At 59.8% G+C, this 21,973-nt stretch carries 17 protein-coding genes and 1 tRNA gene; 15 read left to right on the top strand and 3 right to left on the bottom strand.

Features of this window, described 5'->3' with window-relative positions; genetic code table 11:
* The first annotated feature begins 37 nt into the window (after positions 1-37).
* The 3 genes from NH234_RS27150 (at position 38) to NH234_RS27160 (ending at position 4,161) form a co-directional block, all read left to right on the top strand.
* Positions 38-1,309, top strand: a complete 1,272-nt coding sequence (locus NH234_RS27150; RefSeq protein WP_085709216.1) for a YeaH/YhbH family protein — start codon at positions 38-40, stop codon at positions 1,307-1,309.
* Positions 1,306-2,868: a SpoVR family protein gene (locus NH234_RS27155; protein WP_085731704.1), complete on the top strand. Its 1,563-nt coding sequence runs from the start codon at positions 1,306-1,308 to the stop codon at positions 2,866-2,868. The genes NH234_RS27150 and NH234_RS27155 overlap by 4 nt, the downstream gene beginning before the upstream one ends.
* Before the next feature lie 63 nt (positions 2,869-2,931).
* Positions 2,932-4,161 (top strand): multifunctional CCA addition/repair protein, encoded by a 1,230-nt coding sequence (locus NH234_RS27160; RefSeq protein ID WP_367254907.1) that lies wholly within the window; start codon positions 2,932-2,934, stop codon positions 4,159-4,161.
* A gap of 41 nt (positions 4,162-4,202) precedes the next feature.
* On the opposite strand, the gene folK is transcribed toward NH234_RS27160, so the two are convergent.
* Together folK and folB are read right to left on the bottom strand one after the other, a co-directional pair.
* Entirely contained in the window at positions 4,203-4,724 is a 522-nt protein-coding gene (folK, locus tag NH234_RS27165) for a 2-amino-4-hydroxy-6-hydroxymethyldihydropteridine diphosphokinase (RefSeq protein WP_085709213.1), read from the bottom strand.
* Positions 4,715-5,071, bottom strand: coding sequence for a dihydroneopterin aldolase (gene folB, locus NH234_RS27170; RefSeq protein ID WP_085731702.1), 357 nt, complete (start codon positions 5,069-5,071; stop codon positions 4,715-4,717). The genes folK and folB overlap by 10 nt, the downstream gene beginning before the upstream one ends.
* A gap of 74 nt (positions 5,072-5,145) precedes the next feature.
* On the opposite strand from folB, the gene plsY reads away from it, so the two are divergent.
* Positions 5,146-5,715: a glycerol-3-phosphate 1-O-acyltransferase PlsY gene (plsY, locus tag NH234_RS27175; RefSeq protein ID WP_085709211.1), complete on the top strand. Its 570-nt coding sequence runs from the start codon at positions 5,146-5,148 to the stop codon at positions 5,713-5,715.
* Between the two features lie 23 nt (positions 5,716-5,738).
* Here the strand turns inward: plsY and tsaD are convergent, their stop codons facing one another.
* Positions 5,739-6,764: a tRNA (adenosine(37)-N6)-threonylcarbamoyltransferase complex transferase subunit TsaD gene (gene tsaD, locus NH234_RS27180; protein ID WP_085731701.1), complete on the bottom strand. Its 1,026-nt coding sequence runs from the start codon at positions 6,762-6,764 to the stop codon at positions 5,739-5,741.
* 199 nt (positions 6,765-6,963) lie between these two features.
* Between tsaD and rpsU the strand changes: the two genes are divergently transcribed.
* The 11 genes from rpsU to pqqA all read left to right on the top strand — a co-directional run bounded on the left by rpsU (position 6,964) and on the right by pqqA (position 21,959).
* The gene (gene rpsU, locus NH234_RS27185; RefSeq protein WP_002551877.1) at positions 6,964-7,179 is read left to right on the top strand and encodes a 30S ribosomal protein S21; all 216 of its coding nucleotides are present in this window, start codon (positions 6,964-6,966) and stop codon (positions 7,177-7,179) included.
* Between the two features lie 479 nt (positions 7,180-7,658).
* The gene (gene dnaG, locus NH234_RS27190; protein WP_085731700.1) at positions 7,659-9,626 is read left to right on the top strand and encodes a DNA primase; all 1,968 of its coding nucleotides are present in this window, start codon (positions 7,659-7,661) and stop codon (positions 9,624-9,626) included.
* A gap of 67 nt (positions 9,627-9,693) precedes the next feature.
* Positions 9,694-11,541 (top strand): RNA polymerase sigma factor RpoD, encoded by a 1,848-nt coding sequence (gene rpoD, locus NH234_RS27195; protein ID WP_085709208.1) that lies wholly within the window; start codon positions 9,694-9,696, stop codon positions 11,539-11,541.
* A gap of 126 nt (positions 11,542-11,667) precedes the next feature.
* The gene (locus NH234_RS27200; protein ID WP_367254910.1) at positions 11,668-15,414 is read left to right on the top strand and encodes a bifunctional diguanylate cyclase/phosphodiesterase; all 3,747 of its coding nucleotides are present in this window, start codon (positions 11,668-11,670) and stop codon (positions 15,412-15,414) included.
* Between the two features lie 15 nt (positions 15,415-15,429).
* A tRNA-Ile gene (locus NH234_RS27205) sits at positions 15,430-15,506 on the top strand.
* A gap of 253 nt (positions 15,507-15,759) precedes the next feature.
* Positions 15,760-16,047, top strand: coding sequence for a hypothetical protein (locus NH234_RS27210; RefSeq protein ID WP_367254912.1), 288 nt, complete (start codon positions 15,760-15,762; stop codon positions 16,045-16,047).
* A gap of 115 nt (positions 16,048-16,162) precedes the next feature.
* Entirely contained in the window at positions 16,163-16,624 is a 462-nt protein-coding gene (locus NH234_RS27215) for an Lrp/AsnC family transcriptional regulator (RefSeq protein ID WP_007959884.1), read from the top strand.
* Positions 16,625-16,770: 146 nt separating this feature from the next.
* A complete protein-coding gene (locus NH234_RS27220) occupies positions 16,771-18,453 on the top strand; it encodes an NAD(P)/FAD-dependent oxidoreductase (protein ID WP_085709206.1) in 1,683 nt (560 codons plus the stop codon).
* A gap of 12 nt (positions 18,454-18,465) precedes the next feature.
* Complete coding sequence (locus NH234_RS27225) at positions 18,466-19,260, top strand: carbon-nitrogen hydrolase family protein (protein ID WP_085731698.1); 795 nt, start codon at positions 18,466-18,468, stop codon at positions 19,258-19,260.
* 38 nt (positions 19,261-19,298) lie between these two features.
* Positions 19,299-21,725, top strand: coding sequence for a pyrroloquinoline quinone biosynthesis protein PqqF (gene pqqF / locus NH234_RS27230; RefSeq protein WP_367254914.1), 2,427 nt, complete (start codon positions 19,299-19,301; stop codon positions 21,723-21,725).
* Positions 21,726-21,884: 159 nt separating this feature from the next.
* Entirely contained in the window at positions 21,885-21,959 is a 75-nt protein-coding gene (gene pqqA / locus NH234_RS27235) for a pyrroloquinoline quinone precursor peptide PqqA (RefSeq protein ID WP_003444522.1), read from the top strand.
* The last annotated feature ends 14 nt before the right edge of the window (positions 21,960-21,973 follow it).

Here is a 21,973-nt window from a genome sequence, read left to right on the forward strand (position 1 = left end):
GCTCGCCCCTTTGCAGGACAGCTTCTAAGGAGCAGTCATGAGCTATGTGATCGACCGACGTCTCAATGGCAAGAACAAGAGCACGGTGAACCGTCAGCGCTTCCTGCGGCGTTACCGTGACCACATCAAGAAGGCTGTCGAAGAGGCGGTCAGCCGGCGCTCCATCACCGACATGGAGCACGGCGAGCAAATCAGTATCCCCGGTCGCGACATCGACGAACCGGTGCTTCACCACGGCCGCGGCGGCAAGCAGACCGTGGTGCACCCCGGCAACAAGGAATTCACCGCAGGCGAACACATCGCCCGTCCACCGGGAGGCGGTGGAGGCCGTGGTCCGGGCAAGGCCGGTAATTCCGGCGAAGGCATGGACGAATTCGTCTTCCAGATCACCCAGGAAGAATTCCTCGAATTCATGTTCGAGGACCTCGAACTGCCCAATCTGGTCAAACGCAACCTGACCGGTACCGATACCTTCAAGACTGTTCGCGCCGGGATCAGCAACGAGGGCAACCCGTCCCGGATCAATATCATCCGCACCCTGCGCTCGGCCCATGCCCGGCGGATCGCGCTGTCCGGCAGCAGCCGCGCCAAGCTGCGCGAGGCCAAGGAAGAGCTGGCACGCCTGAAACGCGAAGAACCGGATAATTTCGGCGATATTCAGAACCTGGAAGCGGAAATCGAGAAGCTCAGCGCGCGCATTCATCGCGTGCCCTTCCTCGACACCTTCGACCTCAAGTACAACCTGCTGATCAAGCAACCCAACCCCAGCTCCAAAGCCGTGATGTTCTGCCTGATGGACGTTTCCGGCTCCATGACCCAGGCGACCAAGGACATCGCCAAGCGCTTTTTCATCCTGTTGTACCTGTTCCTGAAGCGGAACTACGACAAGATCGACGTCGTGTTCATCCGTCACCACACCAGCGCCCGGGAAGTGGACGAGGAAGAGTTTTTCTATTCCCGCGAGACCGGCGGCACCATTGTCTCCAGCGCCCTGAAACTGATGCAGGAGATCATGGCCGAGCGCTACCCGAGCAACGAATGGAACATCTACGCCGCCCAGGCCTCCGACGGGGACAACTGGAACGATGACTCGCCGATCTGCCGCGACATCCTGATCAACCAGATCATGCCGTTCGTGCAGTACTACACTTACGTTGAGATCACCCCGCGCGAACATCAGGCCCTGTGGTACGAGTACGAACGCATCGCCGAAGCCTTTTCCGACACTTTTGCCCAGCAGCAGCTGGTCTCGGCCGGAGATATCTATCCGGTCTTCCGTGAACTCTTCCAGCGCAGGTTAGTGACATGACCGCCAAAGAGCAGAAGCGCCAACCCATTTCCACCGGCTCCGAATGGACATTCGAGCTGATCCAGACCTACGACCGCGAAATTGCCCGTATTGCGGCCCGGTACGCCCTGGACACTTATCCCAACCAGATTGAAGTGATCACCGCCGAACAGATGATGGACGCCTACGCCTCGGTCGGCATGCCGCTGGGCTATCACCACTGGTCCTACGGCAAACACTTCCTCAGCACCGAGAAATCCTACAGTCGCGGGCAGATGGGGCTGGCCTACGAGATCGTGATCAACTCCGACCCGTGCATCGCGTATCTGATGGAAGAGAACACCATCTGCATGCAGGCACTGGTGGTGGCCCATGCCTGCTATGGCCACAACAGCTTCTTCAAGGGCAACTACCTGTTCCGCACCTGGACCGATGCCAGCTCGATCATCGACTACCTGGTGTTCGCCAAGCAGTACATCATGCAATGCGAGGAGCGCCATGGTATCGACGCGGTCGAGGACCTGCTCGACTCCTGCCATGCCTTGATGAACTACGGCGTCGACCGCTACAAACGTCCGTACCCGATTTCCGCCGAGGAAGAACGGCGCCGGCAGAAGGATCGCGAAGAGCATCTGCAGAAGCAGATCAACGACCTGTGGCGAACCATCCCCAAAGGCGCGGACAAATACAGCGACAAGGACAACGCGCGCTTCCCGGCTGAGCCACAGGAAAACATCCTGTACTTCATCGAGAAACACGCGCCATTGCTGGAGCCCTGGCAGCGGGAAATCGTGCGGATCGTGCGCAAGATCGCCCAGTATTTCTATCCACAACGCCAGACCCAGGTGATGAACGAGGGCTGGGCAACCTTCTGGCACTACACGTTGATGAACGACCTGTACGACGAGGGTCTGGTCACCGACGGTTTCATGATGGAGTTCCTGACGTCTCATACCAGCGTGGTGTTCCAGCCAGGTTTCGACAGCCCCTACTACAACGGCATCAACCCTTACGCACTGGGTTTTGCCATGTACCGCGACATCCGGCGCATGTGCGAAGAACCAACGGAAGAAGACCGTCGCTGGTTCCCGGAAATTGCCGGCACCGACTGGCTGTCGACCATCAAGTTCGCCATGAGCAGCTTCAAGGATGAGAGTTTCATCCTGCAGTACCTGTCACCCAAGGTGATCCGCGACCTGAAACTGTTCAGCATCCTCGATGACGACCAGAAGGACGATCTGTTGGTGCCTGCCATTCATGACGAGGGCGGCTATCGGATCATCCGCGAGACCCTGGCTGCGCAGTACAACCTCGGCAACCGTGAACCGAACGTGCAGATCTACAGCATCGACCGGCGTGGCGACCGCTCACTGACCCTGCGTCACCAGCAGCACGACCGCAAACCGTTGGGCGACTCCACCGAAGAGGTACTCAAGCACCTGCACCGGCTATGGGGTTTCGACATTCATCTGGAAACCCTGCAGGGCGACCAGATCATGAAAACCCACCATGTGCCGCCCCGCAGCGAACACGGCGAGGGAGATTACGGTCGGCTCGATCTGGCCGTCATTCATCTTTGATCCCGTTCTGACCTCCGAAAGTCCGGCGCAACGGTTATCCTGTCGGGCCAACGGAGGTTTTTTATGCAGATTTACAAGGTTGGCGGCGCGGTACGTGATCGCCTGCTGGGCAAACCGGTCACCGATATCGATTGGGTCGTGGTCGGCGCCACCGCAGAAGAAATGCTCGCCACGGGGTTTCGCCCGGTAGGCGCGGATTTCCCTGTGTTTCTTCACCCGAAAAGCGGCGAGGAGTACGCCCTCGCCCGCACCGAGCGCAAGAGCGGTCGGGGTTACGGCGGGTTCACCTTTCACGCCAGCCCCGAGGTCACGCTTGAAGAAGACCTGATCCGTCGCGACCTCACGATCAACGCCATGGCCGAGGACGATCAGCAAAACCTGACCGACCCCTATCATGGCCAGCGTGATCTCGAAGACCGGATCCTGCGTCACGTTTCCCCCGCGTTCGCCGAAGATCCCCTGCGAGTCTTGCGTGTTGCCCGCTTCGCGGCTCGTTACGCAGAACTCGGTTTCAAGGTTGCCCCCGAGACCCTTGAGTTGATGCGCCAGCTCAGCGAATCCGGGGAACTGGAGGCCCTGACCGCTGAACGCAGCTGGAAAGAGATTTCCCGCGCACTGATGGAAAATCAGCCGCAGGTGTTCATTCAGGTACTGCGTGACTGTGGCGCACTGAAAGTGCTGATGCCGGAGGTCGACGCCCTCTTCGGCGTACCGCAACCGGAAGTCCATCATCCGGAAATCGACAGCGGCATTCACACACTGAGCGTGCTTGAGCAAGCCGCCCTGCACCAGCAACCATTGACGGTGCGCTGGGCCTGCCTGCTGCATGATCTCGGCAAGGGCCTGACCCCGGAAGAGGAATGGCCGCGGCATATCGCCCACGAGCACAAGGGCCTGAAGCTGATCAAAGCGGTCAACGAACGCTTCAAGGCACCGAAGGACTGTCAGGAGCTGGCCCTGCTGGTCGGCCAGTATCACACCCACGGCCATCGCGCCCTGGAGCTGAAGGCTTCGACCTTGCTGGAATTGCTGCAGAGCTTTGATGTTTATCGCCGACCGCAGCGCTTCGAAGAATTTATCGTCGCATGCGAGATGGATGCCCGAGGCCGCAAAGGACTTGAGCAGCGCAGTTATCCACAGGCCGATTACCTGCGCGGTGCAGCCAGCGCTGCTCGGGGCGTTGCGGTACAGCCGCTGCTGGAGAAAGGTTTCAAGGGCCCGGAACTGGGCGAAGCGCTCAAGCGTGAACGGCTCAAGGCGTTGAAGGCTTACAAGGAATCAGCGTCGTCCTGAGAACACCTGACGCCATCGCGAACCGGTCGCGATGGCGTCAGTCAGTTCAACAGATCTGGAGGCGTGAGCTGAATACCGCGCCATTCAAATCCGACTGGTGCCAACACCTGATCGATCTGCGCCTCGGACCACAGCGTGGCAAAGCTTTTTCCCACACCCGGGTGCACCCGATCCGGCGCAATCAGCGAAAGTGGCCACAGCACAAAGGCATTTTTCAGAATCTCGGCCCGGGGCAGGATCAGCCCGTCGAAATTGCCTGCCAGCTCGCCGTACAGCAAGACGTCGATATCCAGCGGCAGCCCCTTGCGATCCGGGGCATAACGACCGTTATCCGCCTCGATGAATTTCAGCCGTCGATCCAGCTCCATCAGCGGCAGATCGGTGTAGGCCGACACCACGAAATTGAAGAACGGGCCACTCTTGATCCCTACCGGCTGGCTTTCGAACACCGCCGAGCAGCGGATATCCACCAAGAAACCGGCCAGGGCATCCAGACCGGCTCGCAAATGAGTTTCGCGCTCGATATTGCTACCGAGCCCGAGGTAGACCTGAGTCAGCGACATCCGCGCTCGATCTCCACACCGACACCACCCTTGGCGGCCGGGACTGCGCCAGGCTTGGTCAGCTTCAGACGCACCCAGGTGATCTTGAATTCGGCCATCAGCACTTCGACCAGACGCTCGGCAAAGGTCTCGACCAACTGGAACTGTGCCTGCTCGGCAAAGGCCTGGATCCGCGTGGAAACACTGGCGTAATCGAGTGCCAGGGTCAGGTCGTCACCGGTAGCAGCCGGGCGATTGTCCCAGGCGAAGCTCAGATCAAGACGCAGGCACTGTCGGATGCCGCGCTCCCAGTCGTAGGCACCGATCACGGTGTCGACTTCCAGGCCCTCGATAAACACTCTGTCCAAGCACTTTTCTCCGCTGCACGACAAGGGCGCAATGCGCCGTTAGAATCAGGGCGTCCTCGCCCGGAATAGTTAGCATGTTTTGGTTACTGGCGATCCTCGCCTACCTGCTCGGCTCGCTGTCCTTCGCCATTTTGCTCAGCCGCCTGACCGGAAATCCGGATCCGCGAATGAGTGGCTCGGGTAATGCCGGTGCCACCAACATGCTGCGCCTGGCCGGTCGCAAACTCGCGATCCTGACCCTGCTGGGTGATCTGTGCAAAGGCCTGCTGCCGGTGCTGATCGCTTCGGCAGCGGGCCTCTCGCTACAGGATCAGGCCTGGATCGGCGTCTGCGCCGTGATCGGTCACCTGTTCCCGCTGTACTTCCGTTTTCGCGGCGGCAAGGGCGTTGCCACGGCGGCCGGCATGTTGCTGGGCCTGTATCCGCCTGCCGCGCTACTGGCCGTGTGCGCCTGGCTGTTAACGTTCTACCTGACCCGCACCAGCTCGCTGGCAGCGCTGATCGCCACCCCCCTGACCCTGCCATTACTGGCCTGGCAGGAACCGGAGGCGTTGCTGCCGATGAGCACGCTGACGCTGCTGATCGTCTGGCGCCACCGGGGCAATCTACGCGACCTGTTTGCCGGGCGCGAACGGCATTTTTAAATACCGCACGTGAGCGCCGCTCATCACAGCGCCGACAGCTGCTCCATCGGCCAGCGCGCCTGCACACTGATGGCCAGGCTTTCCTGCTGGCCGGCCTGCAGACGCTGGCAACCGGCAAACGCAATCATTGCGCCGTTGTCGGTGCAGAACTCGGGACGGGCATAGAACACCTCGCCCTTCATGTCGCCGAGCATTTTCTCCAGCGATACACGCAAAGCCTTGTTGGCGCTGACGCCACCGGCGATCACCAGACGCTTCATGCCGGCCTGCTTCAACGCACGCTTGCACTTGATGGTCAAAGTCTCCACCACGGCCTGTTGGAACGCCAGCGCGATGTCGCAACGGGCTTGCTCGCTGTCGTCCCCGGCGCTGACGCACTGCTGCCAGGTATTGAGGGCGAAGGTCTTCAAGCCGCTGAAGCTGAAATCCAGGCCCGGGCGATCGCACATCGGACGCGGAAAGGTGAAACGTCCTGCGACACCCTTCTCCGCCAATTTGGCGATTTCCGGCCCACCCGGATAATTGAGGCCCATCATCTTCGCGGTCTTGTCGAACGCTTCGCCTGCGGCGTCATCGAGGGTTTCGCCCAGCAGGCTGTATTGGCCGATGCCATCGACCTGAACCAGCTGCGTATGACCACCGGAGACCAACAAAGCGACGAACGGAAATTCCGGCGGCTTTGGCTCCAGCATCGGCGCCAGCAAGTGGCCTTCCATGTGGTGCACACCGAGGGCCGGAATGCCCCAGGCAAACGCCAGCGCCTGAGCGCACGAAGCCCCCACCAGCAACGCACCGACCAGGCCAGGACCCGCGGTGTAGGCGATGGCGTCGATCTCGGTCGGCACGCAGTCGGCCTCGGCCAACACCTGACGGATCAAGGGCAGCATGCGTTTGACGTGATCGCGCGAGGCCAGCTCCGGCACCACACCGCCGTAGACGCGATGCAGGTCGATCTGACTGAACAATGCGTCGGCCAGCAGACCGCGTTCACTGTCGTATAAAGCGACGCCGGTTTCGTCGCAGGAAGTTTCTAATCCCAGTACTAGCATGGGTTTGCGCCTTGTTTAGGCTGAATTCGAAGGCGCGCATAATAGTCGCCGCGTGATGCCCCGACCAGCGGTTTTCGATCAGAGGCTTTGCATTCCGAGCGATGAGGGGTTAACATCCGCAACCCTTAAAAACCGACGTCTTCAAGTGCTCTTTTGCCGCGAGGATGTTGACCCCGGTAATGAATGAAGGTAGCTCTGGATGCCAGCCGTCAAAGTTAAAGAGAACGAACCCTTCGACGTAGCTCTGCGTCGTTTCAAGCGCTCCTGCGAAAAAGCCGGTGTACTGGCTGAAGTTCGTAGCCGCGAATTTTACGAGAAGCCAACTTCTGAGCGTAAGCGCAAGGCAGCTGCTGCTGTTAAGCGTCACGCCAAGAAAGTTCAGCGCGAACAGCGCCGCGCCGTTCGTCTGTACTAATACACAGACGATCGTAGCAAGCTTCTGCCAAGCCCGGCCCTCAGCCGGGCTAATGGCATTTGCGTAAAACGCTTGATGCTTCACCGTCGAAGCCGCAGATGCGACCGAGACAAACCCGCTTCACCGCGTCAGGCCTGGCTCTTTTGCCAGCGGTGCACGTCTTTTCTGACGAGCCTTTCAAGGCTACTGACGAGCACACCCACTGATTCCTCTTACGACGATCAGCCCAAGGCACCTGCTGCGTGCCCGCTTCATGAGCTATCCGAGGCCGATTACAGGCCGTCAGCGGATTCAGCGCAACATTTTCGAATAGTCGAAGACTGATGAGTACTAACGTCAGTGGATTTTCGGCAGATACACTTCCCGACAGCGATTACGCAGACGACACCGGTCGAGCCGCCCCACGTGCGCGCATCACTCAATGACCCGCGTCCGGCAGCCTTTCGCATCGGATCCATTACAGCGCAGACGAGAACGCCATGGCCGGGCTGATTCCCCAGAGCTTCATTGACGACCTGCTGAACCGCACCGACATCGTCGACGTGGTCAGCTCGCGCGTGCAACTGAAGAAGGCCGGCAAGAACTACACCGCCTGCTGCCCGTTCCATAAAGAGAAAACCCCGTCGTTCAGCGTGAGCCCCGACAAGCAGTTCTATTACTGCTTCGGTTGCGGCGCCGGCGGTAACGCGCTCGGTTTTCTCATGGACCACGACAACCTGGACTTCCCCCAGGCCGTCGAGGACCTGGCCAAAGCCGCCGGCATGGAAGTACCCCGCGAAGAAGGCGGCCGCTCGCACAAACCGCGACAGCCGACCGATTCGCCGCTTTATCCACTGCTGACTGCCGCTGCCGACTTTTACCGCCAGGCGCTCAAGAGCCACCCGGCACGCAAGGCTGCCGTGGATTACCTCAAGGGCCGCGGACTGACAGGTGAAATTGCCCGGGACTTCGGCCTCGGCTTCGCCCCGCCAGGCTGGGACAATCTGTTCAAGCACCTGAGCAGCGACACCCTGCAACAGAAAGCCATGATCGACGCCGGCCTGCTGATCGAGAACGCCGAAACCGGCAAGCGCTATGACCGCTTCCGCGATCGCGTGATGTTTCCGATCCGCGATACTCGCGGGCGCATTATTGCCTTCGGCGGTCGGGTCCTCGGCGACGACAAGCCGAAATATCTGAACTCACCGGAAACCCCGGTATTCCATAAAGGTCAGGAACTCTACGGCCTTTATGAAGCACGCAAGAACAACCGCAACCTCGACGAAATCATCGTCGTCGAGGGCTACATGGACGTCATCGCCCTGGCCCAGCAAGGCCTGCGTAATGCCGTCGCGACCCTGGGCACAGCCACCAGCGAGGAGCATCTGAAGCGCCTTTTTCGCGTCGTACCGAACGTGCTGTTCTGCTTCGACGGCGACCAAGCCGGCCGCAACGCCGCGTGGCGTGCACTGGAAGCGACACTGAGCAGCCTGCAGGACGGTCGCCGCGCACGCTTCCTGTTCCTGCCCGAAGGCGAAGATCCGGACACCTTGATCCGCGCCGAAGGCACCGACGCCTTCCGTGCACGAATCAATCAGCACGCACAGCCATTGGCAGACTATTTCTTCCAGCAACTGACCGAAGAGGCAGACCCTCGCTCACTCGAAGGCAAGGCGCACATGGCGACGCTTGCCGCACCGCTGATCGATAAAGTGCCAGGGGCCAACCTGCGAATCCTGATGCGTCAACGCCTGACCGAAATCACCGGCCTGAGCAGCGAGACCGTCAGCCAACTGGCCCAGAGCGCACCGCAGGAAGCGCCGCCCGCCTACGACCCCGGCATCGATTACGACGCGATGCCGGACTTCAGCGACTACCATCAGCCACAGGCACAGGACATATATGTGCCGCAGCAGGAGTGGACGCCGAAGAAGCCCGGTGCCGGCGGCAAGAAATGGGACAAAAAGCCCTGGGACAAGAACGGCAAGCGTGGCGGCGATCGCGATCAACCGCGCGCCCCTAGAGTGCCGGCCCCCGTCGAGCCACCGATCATGGCCGCCCTGCGAACAGTGATCCATCACCCGCAACTGGCGCTGAAGGTCGAGACGGCCAGCCATTTTGCGGACGAAGACAATACCAACACTCAGCTGCTGGTGGCTTCACTGGAAGCCGTGCAAAAGAATCCTCAGCTAAACTCTTTTCAGTTGATCTCGCGATGGCATGGCACCGAACAAGGTCGATTGCTGACCCGCCTGGCAGAAAAGGAGTGGTTGATCAACGGAGAAAACCTTGAACAACAGTTTTTCGACACCATAACTAGCTTGTCAGCCCGCCAGCGCGAGCGAAAGCTGGAACAACTTCTCAGGAAATCACGTCAAAGCGATCTGAGCGCCGAAGAAAAATCTTTGCTGCTCGAATTGCTCAAACGGGATGTTCCTGCATCAAACCCGACCTCAACTGGCGCGTGAGGTCATAGCTCAGGTATAATCCTCGGCTTGTTTTTTGCCCGCCAAGACCTTCAGTGGATAGGGTGTTATGTCCGGAAAAGCGCAACAGCAGTCTCGTATTATTGAGTTGATCAAACTGGGTCGTGAGCAGAAGTATCTGACTTACGCCGAGGTCAACGACCACCTGCCCGAGGATATTTCAGATCCGGAGCAGGTGGAAGACATCATCCGCATGATTAACGACATGGGGATCCCCGTACACGAGAGTGCTCCGGATGCGGACGCCCTTATGTTGGCCGACGCCGATACCGACGAGGCCGCTGCGGAAGAAGCAGCCGCCGCGTTGGCAGCGGTCGAGACCGATATCGGTCGCACCACTGACCCAGTGCGCATGTACATGCGTGAAATGGGTACGGTCGAGCTTCTGACTCGTGAAGGCGAAATCGAAATCGCCAAGCGTATCGAAGAGGGCATCCGTGAGGTGATGAGCGCAATCGCGCACTTCCCCGGCACGGTTGACCATATTCTCTCCGAGTACACTCGGGTCACCACCGAAGGCGGTCGCCTGTCCGACGTTCTGAGCGGTTACATCGACCCGGACGACGGCATTACGCCGCCGGCTGCCGAAGTGCCACCGCCAATCGACGCGAAAGCCGCGAAAGCGGACGACGATTCCGAGGACGATGACGCCGAAGCTTCCGATGACGAAGAAGAAGCCGAAAGCGGTCCGGATCCGGTCATTGCTGCCCAGCGTTTCGGCGCCGTGGCCGACCAGATGGAAATCACCCGCAAGGCACTGAAAAAGCACGGTCGTCACAACAAGGCAGCGGTTGCCGAGTTGCTGGCCCTGGCTGATCTGTTCATGCCGATCAAACTGGTGCCGAAGCAATTCGAAGCCCTGGTCGAGCGTGTTCGCAGTGCCCTGGATCGTCTGCGTCAGCAAGAGCGCGCGATCATGCAGCTGTGCGTACGTGATGCACGTATGCCGCGTGCCGACTTCCTGCGCCAGTTCCCGGGCAACGAAGTCGACGAAAGCTGGTCCGACGCCCTGGCCAAAGGCAAGAGCAAGTACGCCGAAGCCATCGGCCGTGTGCAACCGGACATCATCCGTTGCCAGCAGAAGCTGACCGCGCTGGAAACCGAGACCGGTCTGACCATCGCCGAGATCAAGGACATCAACCGTCGCATGTCGATCGGTGAGGCGAAAGCCCGCCGCGCGAAGAAAGAGATGGTTGAAGCGAACCTGCGTCTGGTGATCTCCATCGCCAAGAAGTACACCAACCGTGGCCTGCAATTCCTCGATCTGATCCAGGAAGGCAACATCGGCCTGATGAAAGCGGTGGACAAGTTCGAATACCGTCGTGGTTACAAGTTCTCGACATATGCCACCTGGTGGATCCGTCAGGCGATCACTCGCTCGATCGCCGACCAGGCCCGCACCATCCGTATTCCGGTGCACATGATCGAGACGATCAACAAGCTCAACCGTATTTCCCGGCAGATGCTGCAGGAAATGGGTCGTGAACCGACCCCGGAAGAGCTGGGTGAGCGCATGGAGATGCCTGAGGACAAGATCCGCAAGGTATTGAAGATCGCCAAAGAGCCAATCTCCATGGAGACCCCGATCGGTGATGACGAAGACTCTCATCTGGGTGACTTCATCGAAGACTCGACCATGCAGTCGCCAATCGATGTCGCCACTGTCGAGAGCCTGAAAGAAGCGACTCGCGAAGTACTGTCCGGCCTAACTGCCCGTGAAGCCAAGGTACTGCGCATGCGTTTCGGTATCGACATGAACACCGACCACACGCTCGAAGAAGTCGGCAAACAGTTTGACGTGACCCGCGAGCGGATCCGTCAGATCGAAGCCAAGGCGCTGCGCAAGCTGCGCCACCCGACGCGAAGCGAGCATCTGCGCTCCTTCCTCGACGAGTGACACCAGAACCCCCGGCCCAGGCCGGGGGTTTTGTTTATATGGCAGATTAAATACCTCGCTCCGCCCTTCCCTCGCGCACAGCCCGTCTACACTCGAAGCATTCCCCCGAGCCATAACGAGACCGTTATGCCCAGACTGGCGTCCGTGCTTTTTTTGCTGTCACTGATGATCTGGACCGCAACGGCTGACGCGCTGACTCTGACCGACGAAGAACGTAGCTGGCTGGCGGCTCACCCGGACTTGCGCCTGGGTGTCGATGCGTCGTGGCCGCCATTCGAGTTTCGCGATGAGCAGAACCGCTATCAGGGCCTGGCGGCGGACTATATCGACGTGATCCGCCAGCGTCTGGCCATCAAACTTACCCCCATAGAACCCTCGAGCTGGACAGCCGTGCTCGAACAGGCCAAAAACGGCACGATCGACCTGCTGCCGGGCATCATGTCCACCCCTGAGCGCCAGAATTATCTGGCCTTCACCCGCCCTTACCTGGACTTTCCGATCGTCATCCTCGCCCACGTCGGCGGCCCGCAACCGCGCAAGATCGAGGATCTGTATGGGCTGAAGATCGCCGTCGTCGAAAACTACGCCCCCCATGAGCTCCTGCGTACCCATCATCCCGATCTGAATCTCGTCGCCATGCCCAATGTCAGCTCGGCGCTGCAGGCCTTGGCCACCGACGAAGTGGACGCGGTGGTCGGCGATCTCGCCTCCAGTGTCTGGAGCCTGCGCCAGCTCAAGCTCGACGGGTTGTATGTCAGTGGCGAAACCCCTTATCGCTATCAACTGGCTATGGGGGTGCCCCGAGAAAGCAAAATGCTGGTGGGTATTCTGGACAAAGTCCTGGCCGACATGTCCCCGGAGCAGATCAACAGTATCCAGGAACACTGGGTGGGCAACGTCCTCGATCATCGGACATTCTGGTCGGATCTACTGGTCTATGGCCTGCCAGGCCTGCTGTTGCTGGTGATCATCCTGGCAGTCGTGATCCGCATCAACCGTCGCTTGAGTTCGGAAATCGCCCGGCGCATCGACCTCGAACAGGAACTGCGTAGCAGCGAATACCACTATCGCGGGCTGGTGGAGAGCCTGTCGGCCATTGCGTGGGAAGCGCGGATCAGCGATTTCACCTACAGCTACGTGTCACCCCACGCCGAAGACCTGCTGGGTTATCCCCTGTCGCATTGGCTGATTCCGGGCTTCTGGCGCAACATCATCCATCCCGCCGACCTGACCCGCGCGCAGAGCTTCTGCGATCACGAAGTCCTCGCCGGGCGGGATCACAGCCTCGACTATCGAGTGATCACCGCTGACGGCCGTTGCTTGTGGGTGCGTGACATCGTCAGCCTGATCGAACACGGCCACGAGCCAGTGATGCGCGGTCTGATGATCGACATCAGCGAAACCAAGCGTACCGAAGAGGCCCTGCGCCTGTCGGAGCAGAAATTCGCCTCGGTGTTCCAGCAATGCCCGGACATTCTGGTGATTGCACGGCTGTCCGACGGCTGTCTGCTGGAGGTCAACGAGGCCTTTGAAGAGCAGATCGGGCTGAGGGCCGAAGAAGTCATCGGCCAGACCGCCACCGAACTCAATATCTGGGGTATTCCCGGCGTTGGCCCCGGCCTGCTGCAACGCTTGCAGGCCGGCAGCATTCGCAACTTGGAGATGCCCTTTCGTCGCAGCAACGGGCAGGTGTTCACCGGGCTGATTTCCGCCGAGCCGTTCGAACTCGACACCACACCGGCACTGGTCGTGGTGGTGCGCGACATTACCCAGCTCAAGGAAACCCAACAGCAACTGCAAACCTCCGAAGAGAAGTTCGCCAAGGCCTTCCACGCCTCGCCGGACGGATTGCTGCTGTCACGCCAGAGCGATGGCCTGCTGCTGGAGGTCAACGAAGGCTTCAGCCGCATCACCGGTTTCAACAGCGCCATGTCGGTGGACCGGTCGGCACTGGATCTGGGGATCTGGGTCAATCTCAACGAACGCAAACAGATGCTCGATCTGCTGCACCGTGACGGTTTCGTTCGCGATTTCACCTGCCACATCCGCCGCAGCGACGGGCAGATCCGCCTCTGCGAGGTATCCAGCCGTCCGCTACCGATCGGCGACGAAGACTGCATGCTGACCATCGCCCGGGATATCACCGAGCGCCACCTGATGCAGGAAAAACTGCAACAGGCCGCAACGGTGTTCGAGAGCACCGCTGAAGGTGTATTGATCACCGACACTCAGCAGCACATCAGTGCGGTGAACCGTGCGTTTACCGAAATCACCGGTTACAGCGAAAGCGAGGCGCTCGGCCATACTCCGCGCCTGCTGGCATCCGGGCTGCACGACAGCGCGTTCTATGCAGCAATGTGGCATCAGCTGACGGACGAAGGCCACTGGCAAGGCGAGATTTCCAACCGACGCAAGAATGGCGAGTTGTACCCGAGCTGGCTGACCATCAGCGCCGTGCGCAACCGGGACAAGTTCATCACCCACTTCGTCGCCGTGTTTGCCGATATTTCGAGCCTCAAGCACGCCCAGGCCAAGCTCGACTACCAGGCCCACCATGACCCGCTGACCGGCCTGCCGAATCGCACGCTGTTTGAAAGCCGCCTGCTGACGGCATTGAACGGCCAGCAGGAAAACGGTGGTCTGGGTGCGGTGTTGTTCCTCGATCTCGACCGTTTCAAGCACATCAACGACAGCCTCGGTCACCCGGTGGGCGACCTGCTGCTCAAGGGCATTGCCGTACGCCTCAAAGAGCAACTGCGCGACATCGACACAGTTGCACGACTGGGGGGTGACGAATTCATCATCCTGCTGCCCGGCCTGCAACAGGCCGGTGATGCCGACAACATTGCCACCAAATTGCTGAATTGCTTCGGCGCCCCCTTCCAGGCGGGTGAGCACGAGTTTTTCATCAGTGCCAGCATCGGCACCAGTCTTTATCCCCGTGACGGCTGCGACGTTGCCACCCTGATCAAGAACGCCGACGCGGCGATGTACCGCTCCAAGGCCAAGGGCCGCAACCGTGTCGAAAGCTACACCCGCGACCTCACCGCCCAGGCCAGCGAGCGGGTGGCGTTGGAACATGAACTGCGCCGGGCCATCGAGCGCGAAGAGTTGTACCTCTACTACCAGCCGAAAATCAGCCTCGACGATCACTCTCTGGTCGGCGCCGAAGCCCTTATCCGCTGGCGTCACCCGACCTTCGGCGAGGTGCCTCCGGAGCATTTCATTCCGCTGGCGGAAGAGAACGGCATGATCCTGCAAATCGGCGACTGGGTGCTGGAAACCGCCTGCCGGCAGATGTTCGAGTGGAGCCAGATCTACGAATCCCTGGGTCCACTTTCGGTCAATCTCGCTGGCGCACAACTGCGCCAGCCAAACCTGCTGGGCCGCATTGAACAACTGCTCAAGGACAACCGCCTCCGGCCGGATTTACTGCAACTGGAGATTACCGAAAACTTCATCATGAGCCAGGCCGAAGAAGCACTGGCGGTGCTGCATCAACTCAAACACCTCGGCGTGCAACTGGCCATCGACGACTTCGGCACCGGTTACTCCTCGCTGAGCTACCTCAAACGCCTGCCGCTGGACATCCTCAAGATCGACCAGTCTTTCGTCCGCGGCCTGCCCGACGACCCGCACGACGCGGCGATCGTGCGCGCCATCATCGCCCTGGGCCGCAGCATGCAATTCACCGTAATCGCCGAAGGCGTGGAAACCCAGGCCCAACAACGATTCCTCGCCGCCGAAGGCTGTGAACAGATCCAGGGCTACATCGTCAGCCTGCCACTACCGCCGGAGGAATTCGCCGCGACGTTTCTTCGCATAGCCGTATCAGATTTTTCGGATAGCACACCCGAGAAACCGTCGCTATAATCCGCGGCCTACTGAGGGCCTATAGCTCAGTTGGTTAGAGCAGAGGACTCATAATCCTTTGGTCCACGGTTCAAGTCCGTGTGGGCCCACCAAACATGAAAAAGCCGCGCACTCGCGCGGCTTTTTTTCGCCTGTCGTTTGGCGTTTACGTTCTTCACAAGCGCAATGTTCGGAAGACTACCGCAAGGTCTGTAGGTTATTTCCCAAGCTGTGTTTTCACACAGCTTTCAGCCTTGTTGGCCTTTTCTCCGAGCGAGTAATCTCCGGGCGCCGCTGCCCGCCAAGGATTACTTTCATGCTCGTGAGTGCTGCGCCACTGGTCAAAGAAGCAGGTGGCCAACAAACATGGATCGACTTAGCTTTGCCCGACCGGCGAACTTCTCTACAAGAGGTACGTTCTTCAGGATAAACAAAAAGGGGAGCCTGTTGGCTCCCCTTGAGTATTTGAATCCTGATATTGGCATCCTCAGGAAATGGGATGAAGAGGTCTCACCTTACACCGATGTTGCAGCATCGCTGAGGTACCTACGTCTGCTGAAGCCCTGCAAGGCAGCAGATTTCGCGCTCTTGAGGCCATTTTTTATAAAGGCCGCAGGCAAGTCAAATCATTTGTCTGTTCTTTTGTTTCAGTAAAATCCCCCGGCCCGGCGACTGCCTGGCCTCAGCCGCTCAATCAGCACTCACAAGCGCCTCGCGTGACGAGCCTGTAACATGCAACCTCATTGATCCGTACCGCTGGAGCCTGCCCTTGCCCGACATCCGCCCACCCGTGCTCGATGAAATCGACCGCCAGCTAATCGCAGCCCTGCAAATCAATGCCCGCGAGAGCGTGGCGATGCTGGCCAGGCAACTGGGGATCGCCCGCACCACCGTGACTTCGCGACTGGCGCGCTTGGAAAAGGCCAAAGTCATCACCGGCTACGGTGTGCGTCTAGGTCAGCGCGTCGTGGATGGCGGTTTGCAGGCGTACGTCGGGATCAAGGTACAGCCGCGCTCTGGCAAAGAGGTGTTGCGCCGGTTGAGCGCGATGGCCCAGGTGCAGCAATTGTGCGCAGTGAGTGGCGAATTTGATTATGTGGCGTGGCTGCGAACCGACTCGCCGGAACAACTGGATCAGTTGCTGGATCAGATCGGCAGCGTAGACGGCGTAGAGAAGACCACGACCTCGATCATCCTCAGCAGCAAAATTGATCGCGGGCATCCAGTCTGATCATCAATCTCGTCAGATTGCAGCACAAGCACTCAAAACGACGACACTTTGCGTCTTATTAACGTGTTCTACGCTCCCTAGAATGGCTGGCATCTTTTCCTATACTCAGACGCGCATCCTGCGTCGGGTCGCCAGCAAGGTCAGCCATGAACAAGAACAATCGCCATCCTGCAGACGGTAAGAAACCGATCACCATTTTCGGCCCGGACTTTCCGTTCGCTTTCGACGACTGGATCGAACACCCCGCCGGTCTGGGCAGCATTCCCGAGCACAACCACGGTGCAGAGGTGGCAATCGTCGGTGCTGGCATCGCCGGCCTGGTGGCCGCTTACGAACTGATGAAGCTCGGCCTGAAACCGGTGGTGTACGAAGCCTCGAAGCTTGGCGGCCGTTTGCGTTCCCAGGCCTTCAACGGCACCGACGGCATCGTCGCCGAGCTCGGCGGCATGCGCTTCCCGGTGTCTTCCACCGCGTTCTATCACTACGTCGACAAACTCGGCCTGGAAACCAAGCCCTTCCCCAACCCGCTGACGCCGGCCTCCGGCAGCACCGTGATCGACCTGGAAGGCAAAACCCATTACGCACAAAGCCTGAAGGATCTTCCTGCACTGTTCCAGGAAGTGGCTGACGCCTGGGCCGATGCTCTGGAGGCCGGCTCGCAGTTCGCCGATATCCAGCAAGCGATCCGCGACCGCGACGTGCCACGCCTCAAAGAGCTGTGGAACACCCTGGTGCCGCTGTGGGACGACCGCACCTTTTACGATTTCGTCGCCACTTCGAAAGCCTTCGCCAAATTGTCGTTCCATCACCGTGAGGTGTTTGGCCAGGTCGGATTCGGCACCGGTGGCTGGGACTCGGACTTCCCCAACTCGATGCTGGAAATCTTCCGTGTGGTGATGACCAACTGCGACGATCACCAGCATCTGGTGGTCGGCGGCGTCGAACAAGTGCCGCAAGGCATCTGGCGTCATGCGCCGGAGCGCTGCGTTCACTGGCCGCAAGGCACCAGCCTCAAGTCGTTGCACCATGGCGCGCCGCGCTCCGGAGTGAAGAAAATCGCCCACGCGCCTGACGGACGTTTTGCTGTCACCGACAACAACGGTGACACCCGCGAGTACGCCGCCGTACTGACCACTTGCCAGAGCTGGCTGCTGACTACCCAGATCGAATGCGACGAAACCCTGTTCTCGCAAAAAATGTGGATGGCCCTCGACCGCACGCGCTACATGCAATCGTCGAAGACCTTCGTAATGGTCGACCGCCCGTTCTGGAAGGACAAGGACCCGGAAACCGGTCGCGACCTGATGAGCATGACCCTCACCGATCGTCTGACCCGTGGTACTTACCTGTTCGACAACGGCGACGACAAGCCGGGCGTGATCTGCCTATCGTACTCGTGGATGAGCGATGCGCTGAAAATGCTCCCGCATCCGGTGGAAAAGCGCGTGAAACTGGCGCTGGATGCGTTGAAGAAGATCTACCCGAAAGTCGACATCGCCGCGCGGATCATCGGCGATCCGATCACCGTATCGTGGGAAGCCGACCCGCACTTCCTCGGCGCGTTCAAGGGCGCCCTGCCCGGCCACTATCGCTACAACCAGCGCATGTACGCGCACTTTATGCAGGACGACATGCCGCCGGAGCAGCGCGGGATTTTCATCGCCGGCGACGACGTGTCGTGGACGCCAGCGTGGGTTGAAGGCGCGGTACAGACTTCGCTCAACGCGGTATGGGGAATCATGAAGCACTTCGGCGGGTCCACACATAAAGAGAACCCCGGCCCTGGTGATGTGTTCAACGACATCGGCCCGATCGCCCTGCCCGAGTAAGAGGAATCCCTGATGCGTGTAGCCCTTTACCAATGTCCACCGCTGCCACTGGAACCTGCTGCCAACCTCCAGCGCCTGCATCAACTGGCGATGGAGGCCAAAGGTGCCGATTTGTTGGTGGTGCCGGAGATGTTTCTGACCGGCTACAACATCGGTAAGGAGGCGGTCGCGACATTGGCCGAGGTCTACAACGGTGAATGGGCGCAGCACGTAGGACGAATCGCCAAGGCTGCCGGCCTGGCGATTCTCTACGGTTACCCTGAGCGCACCGCCGAAGGGCAGATCTACAACGCCGTGCAGTTGATCGATTCGAACGGCGAGCGCCTGTGCAATTACCGCAAGACGCACCTGTTCGGCGATCTCGACCGTTCGATGTTCAGCCCCGGCGATGGCGAGTTTCCCATCGTCGAGCTCAACGGCTGGAAGCTCGGTTTCCTGATCTGCTACGACCTGGAGTTCCCGGAAAACGCCCGGCGCCTGGCCCTTGAAGGTGCCGAGCTGATTCTGGTGCCGACAGCGAACATGATTCCTTTCGATTTCATTGCCGACGTCTCGGTGCGCTCCCGTGCTTTCGAAAACCAGTGCTACGTGGCTTACGCCAACTACTGCGGCCACGAAGGCGATATCCATTACTGTGGGCAAAGCAGTATTGCTGCGCCGGATGGCAGCCGCATCGCCCAGGCCGGGCTGGATGAAGCACTGATCGTCGGTGAGCTGGATCGCCAGTTGATGGTCGACTCCCGCAGCGCCAACCGCTACTTCAACGACCGCCGCCCCGAACTTTACGACGCGCTCAACAAGCGCTAATCCGCTAGCATTGGCACTTCACTGTTCTGGAAGTGCCCATGCCTGCGCCGAATCAACCCCGCCCCCACACCGAAACCCTGGCCAACGGCTTGCGCGTGACCCTGCGTCACGTGCCCGGCCTGAAGCGCAGCGCCGCTGCGTTGCGAGTGGCTGCCGGGAGTCATGACGTGCCGTTGGCATGGCCGGGGCTGGCGCATTTCCTTGAGCATTTGCTGTTTCTCGGCACCGAGCGTTTTCCTGCGAGCGAAGGCCTGATGGCCTACGTGCAAGGTCACGGCGGTCAGGTGAATGCCAGCACCCGCGAGCGCACCACCGATTTCTTCTTTGAGTTGCCGCCAGCGTCCTTCAGCGGCGGGCTTGAGCGTCTGTCAGACATGCTCGCCCGGCCGCGTATGAATCCGGACGATCAGTTGCGGGAACGGGAAGTGTTGCAGGCGGAGTTTGTCGCGTGGTCGAAGGATGCTGCGGCCCAGCAGAAAGAGGCGCTCTTCGAAGGGTTGTCAGCAGCACATCCGTTGCGCGGCTTTCATGCCGGGAACCGCGACAGCCTGCCGGTAGAACAAGCGGATTTTCAGCAGGCACTGAAAGATTTCCATCAACAGTTTTACCGAACCGGACAGATGATACTGAGCCTGGTCGGACCGCAGAACATTGAAGAGCTGCGAACGCTGGCCGAGCAGTTTGCTACTGCGCTGACACCTGGGGATAAAACTGAGCAGGCAGCCCCTGTTCGCTTGATGGACAACCCGCAGGCAAGTTATCAACAGGTCGGCGAGCGGTACGGCAATCTGCTGTTTGCGCTGGAAGACCTGCCAGAGTCGTCGGCCGAAGCGCTGGCGTTTCTTTGTCACTGGTTGAACAGCGCCAAACCCGGCGGACTGCTCGCCCATTTGCAGCTGCTGGGTCTCGCTGAAAGCTTGCAAGCTTGCGTGCAATACCAGTTCGCAGGGCAAGCCTTGCTGCATCTTCAGTTCACTGCACCCAGCGGGTCATTCAATGCCATTCGCGAGCAATGGCTGGATTGGATGAGTTTCTTCGTCGCACAGCAGGACTGGTCGGCATTGCAAGAGGAATATGCGGCGCAGCATCAGCGCCAGCAGCAAGTCAGCGGCGCACTGAATCTGGCACGACTCGACAGCGAACAACTCGAAAGCGGCTTGTCCGAATCGGCCGTTGCGGCGCTCAAGGCGATTCTCGGCAAAATCGGCACTGTGGATAACTTCAGCGGCCACTGGCATCTGCCCGCCGCCAACCCGTTCTTGCGTACGGCCGAACCGCTGGCCAACGCCGGCCTGATCCGCGGTCAGACCAGCGCACACCGAGGCTTGCGCACATTCGCTCAAGATCGCTCGCGTAGCCGTCGTGAACGCTCACCGATGCAATTCAGCCAGGCGCTGCCGGATAACAGTGACGAAGGTGCGGTGTATGTGCGCTGGCAGATGGAAGCGGCGGCTACGGCCGAGCTGCTAGCGAAACTGCAATGCAGTCTGCGGGAAGTGTCGGATGAAGCACGTCAGGCCGGGGTCGAGCTTTCGTTGAGCACCAAGGGCAATCAGTGGCTGCTGAAGGTGACCGGTCTGCAGGACATATTGCCCGGCGTCCTTGAGCATGCGCTGAAACATCTGACACAAGTTGACGACGATTCCGCACCCGGCGAGCCGGACGTGCCGTTGATGCCGATTCGCCAATTGCTCAAGGCACTCCCGGAACATTTATTGGCGCCCACAGAATCTTCCGACGATGCCACGCACCTGTGGACAACTTCGCGCTGGGACGGCCTGGGGTTGGGACTCAACCCACAAACCCAATCCGCAATGGGCCTGGCCCTGAGTCGCATCCCCGGCATCCCGGACAATCAAATTCCCGCACCGTCGGCAATCAACACCGGATACCGGTGGAGTCAGATCGACAACGCGTCCAGCGAACACGCCTTGCTGCTGTTCTGCCCGACCGCCAGCCGTGAAATCGACGACGAAGCCGCGTGGCGCCTGCTCGCTCACCTGGGCCAGTCACCGTTCTACCAACGCCTGAGAGTCGAACTGCAATTGGGCTATGCGGTGTTCAGCGGCCTGCGTCAGCTACACGGCCAGACCGGATTACTGTTCGGTGTGCAATCGCCCTCGGCCACCGCCGCGCAATTGCTCGATCACATTCAGCAGTTTCTCCATGGACTGCCAGCCCTTGTCGAACGACTCGACGACGCCGGCCTCGCCCAGCAACGCCAGACGCTTGCCGATCAGTTCGATGACAGTGCCCTGCCCAGCAAAGATGCAGCCGAGCTCCTGTGGCAGGCCCGACTCGCCGGCCACTCGTCGGATTATCTGCTGCAATTGCGTAGCGCCATCGCTCAACTGGATCGCCCAGCATTGCTGGCCGCTGCACAACGCCTGATCCGCGCCGAGGGCGGCTGGCACGGCCTGTCCAATGACCCAGCGCCAGGCGCACCATGGCAAGCGGCAAAATGATCATTACCGGGGCTGCAAGGAGCTTTCTCAAAGATTCACGGGCAAACCCCCTGAAATTTTGAGTAACATAGCCACCTAACTATTTGGAACATCCCTGCGCTGCCGTGGACTATACCTATGGATAGCGCTATCTCACCCACCTGAAAAAGGAGTCACCCGATGGCTTGGACCAAACCTGCTTACACCGACCTGCGCATCGGCTTCGAAGTCACCATGTACTTCGCCAGCCGCTGAGTCCTGCCTCAAGC

Source organism: Pseudomonas sp. stari2, assembly GCF_040760005.1.
GTDB lineage: Bacteria > Pseudomonadota > Gammaproteobacteria > Pseudomonadales > Pseudomonadaceae > Aquipseudomonas.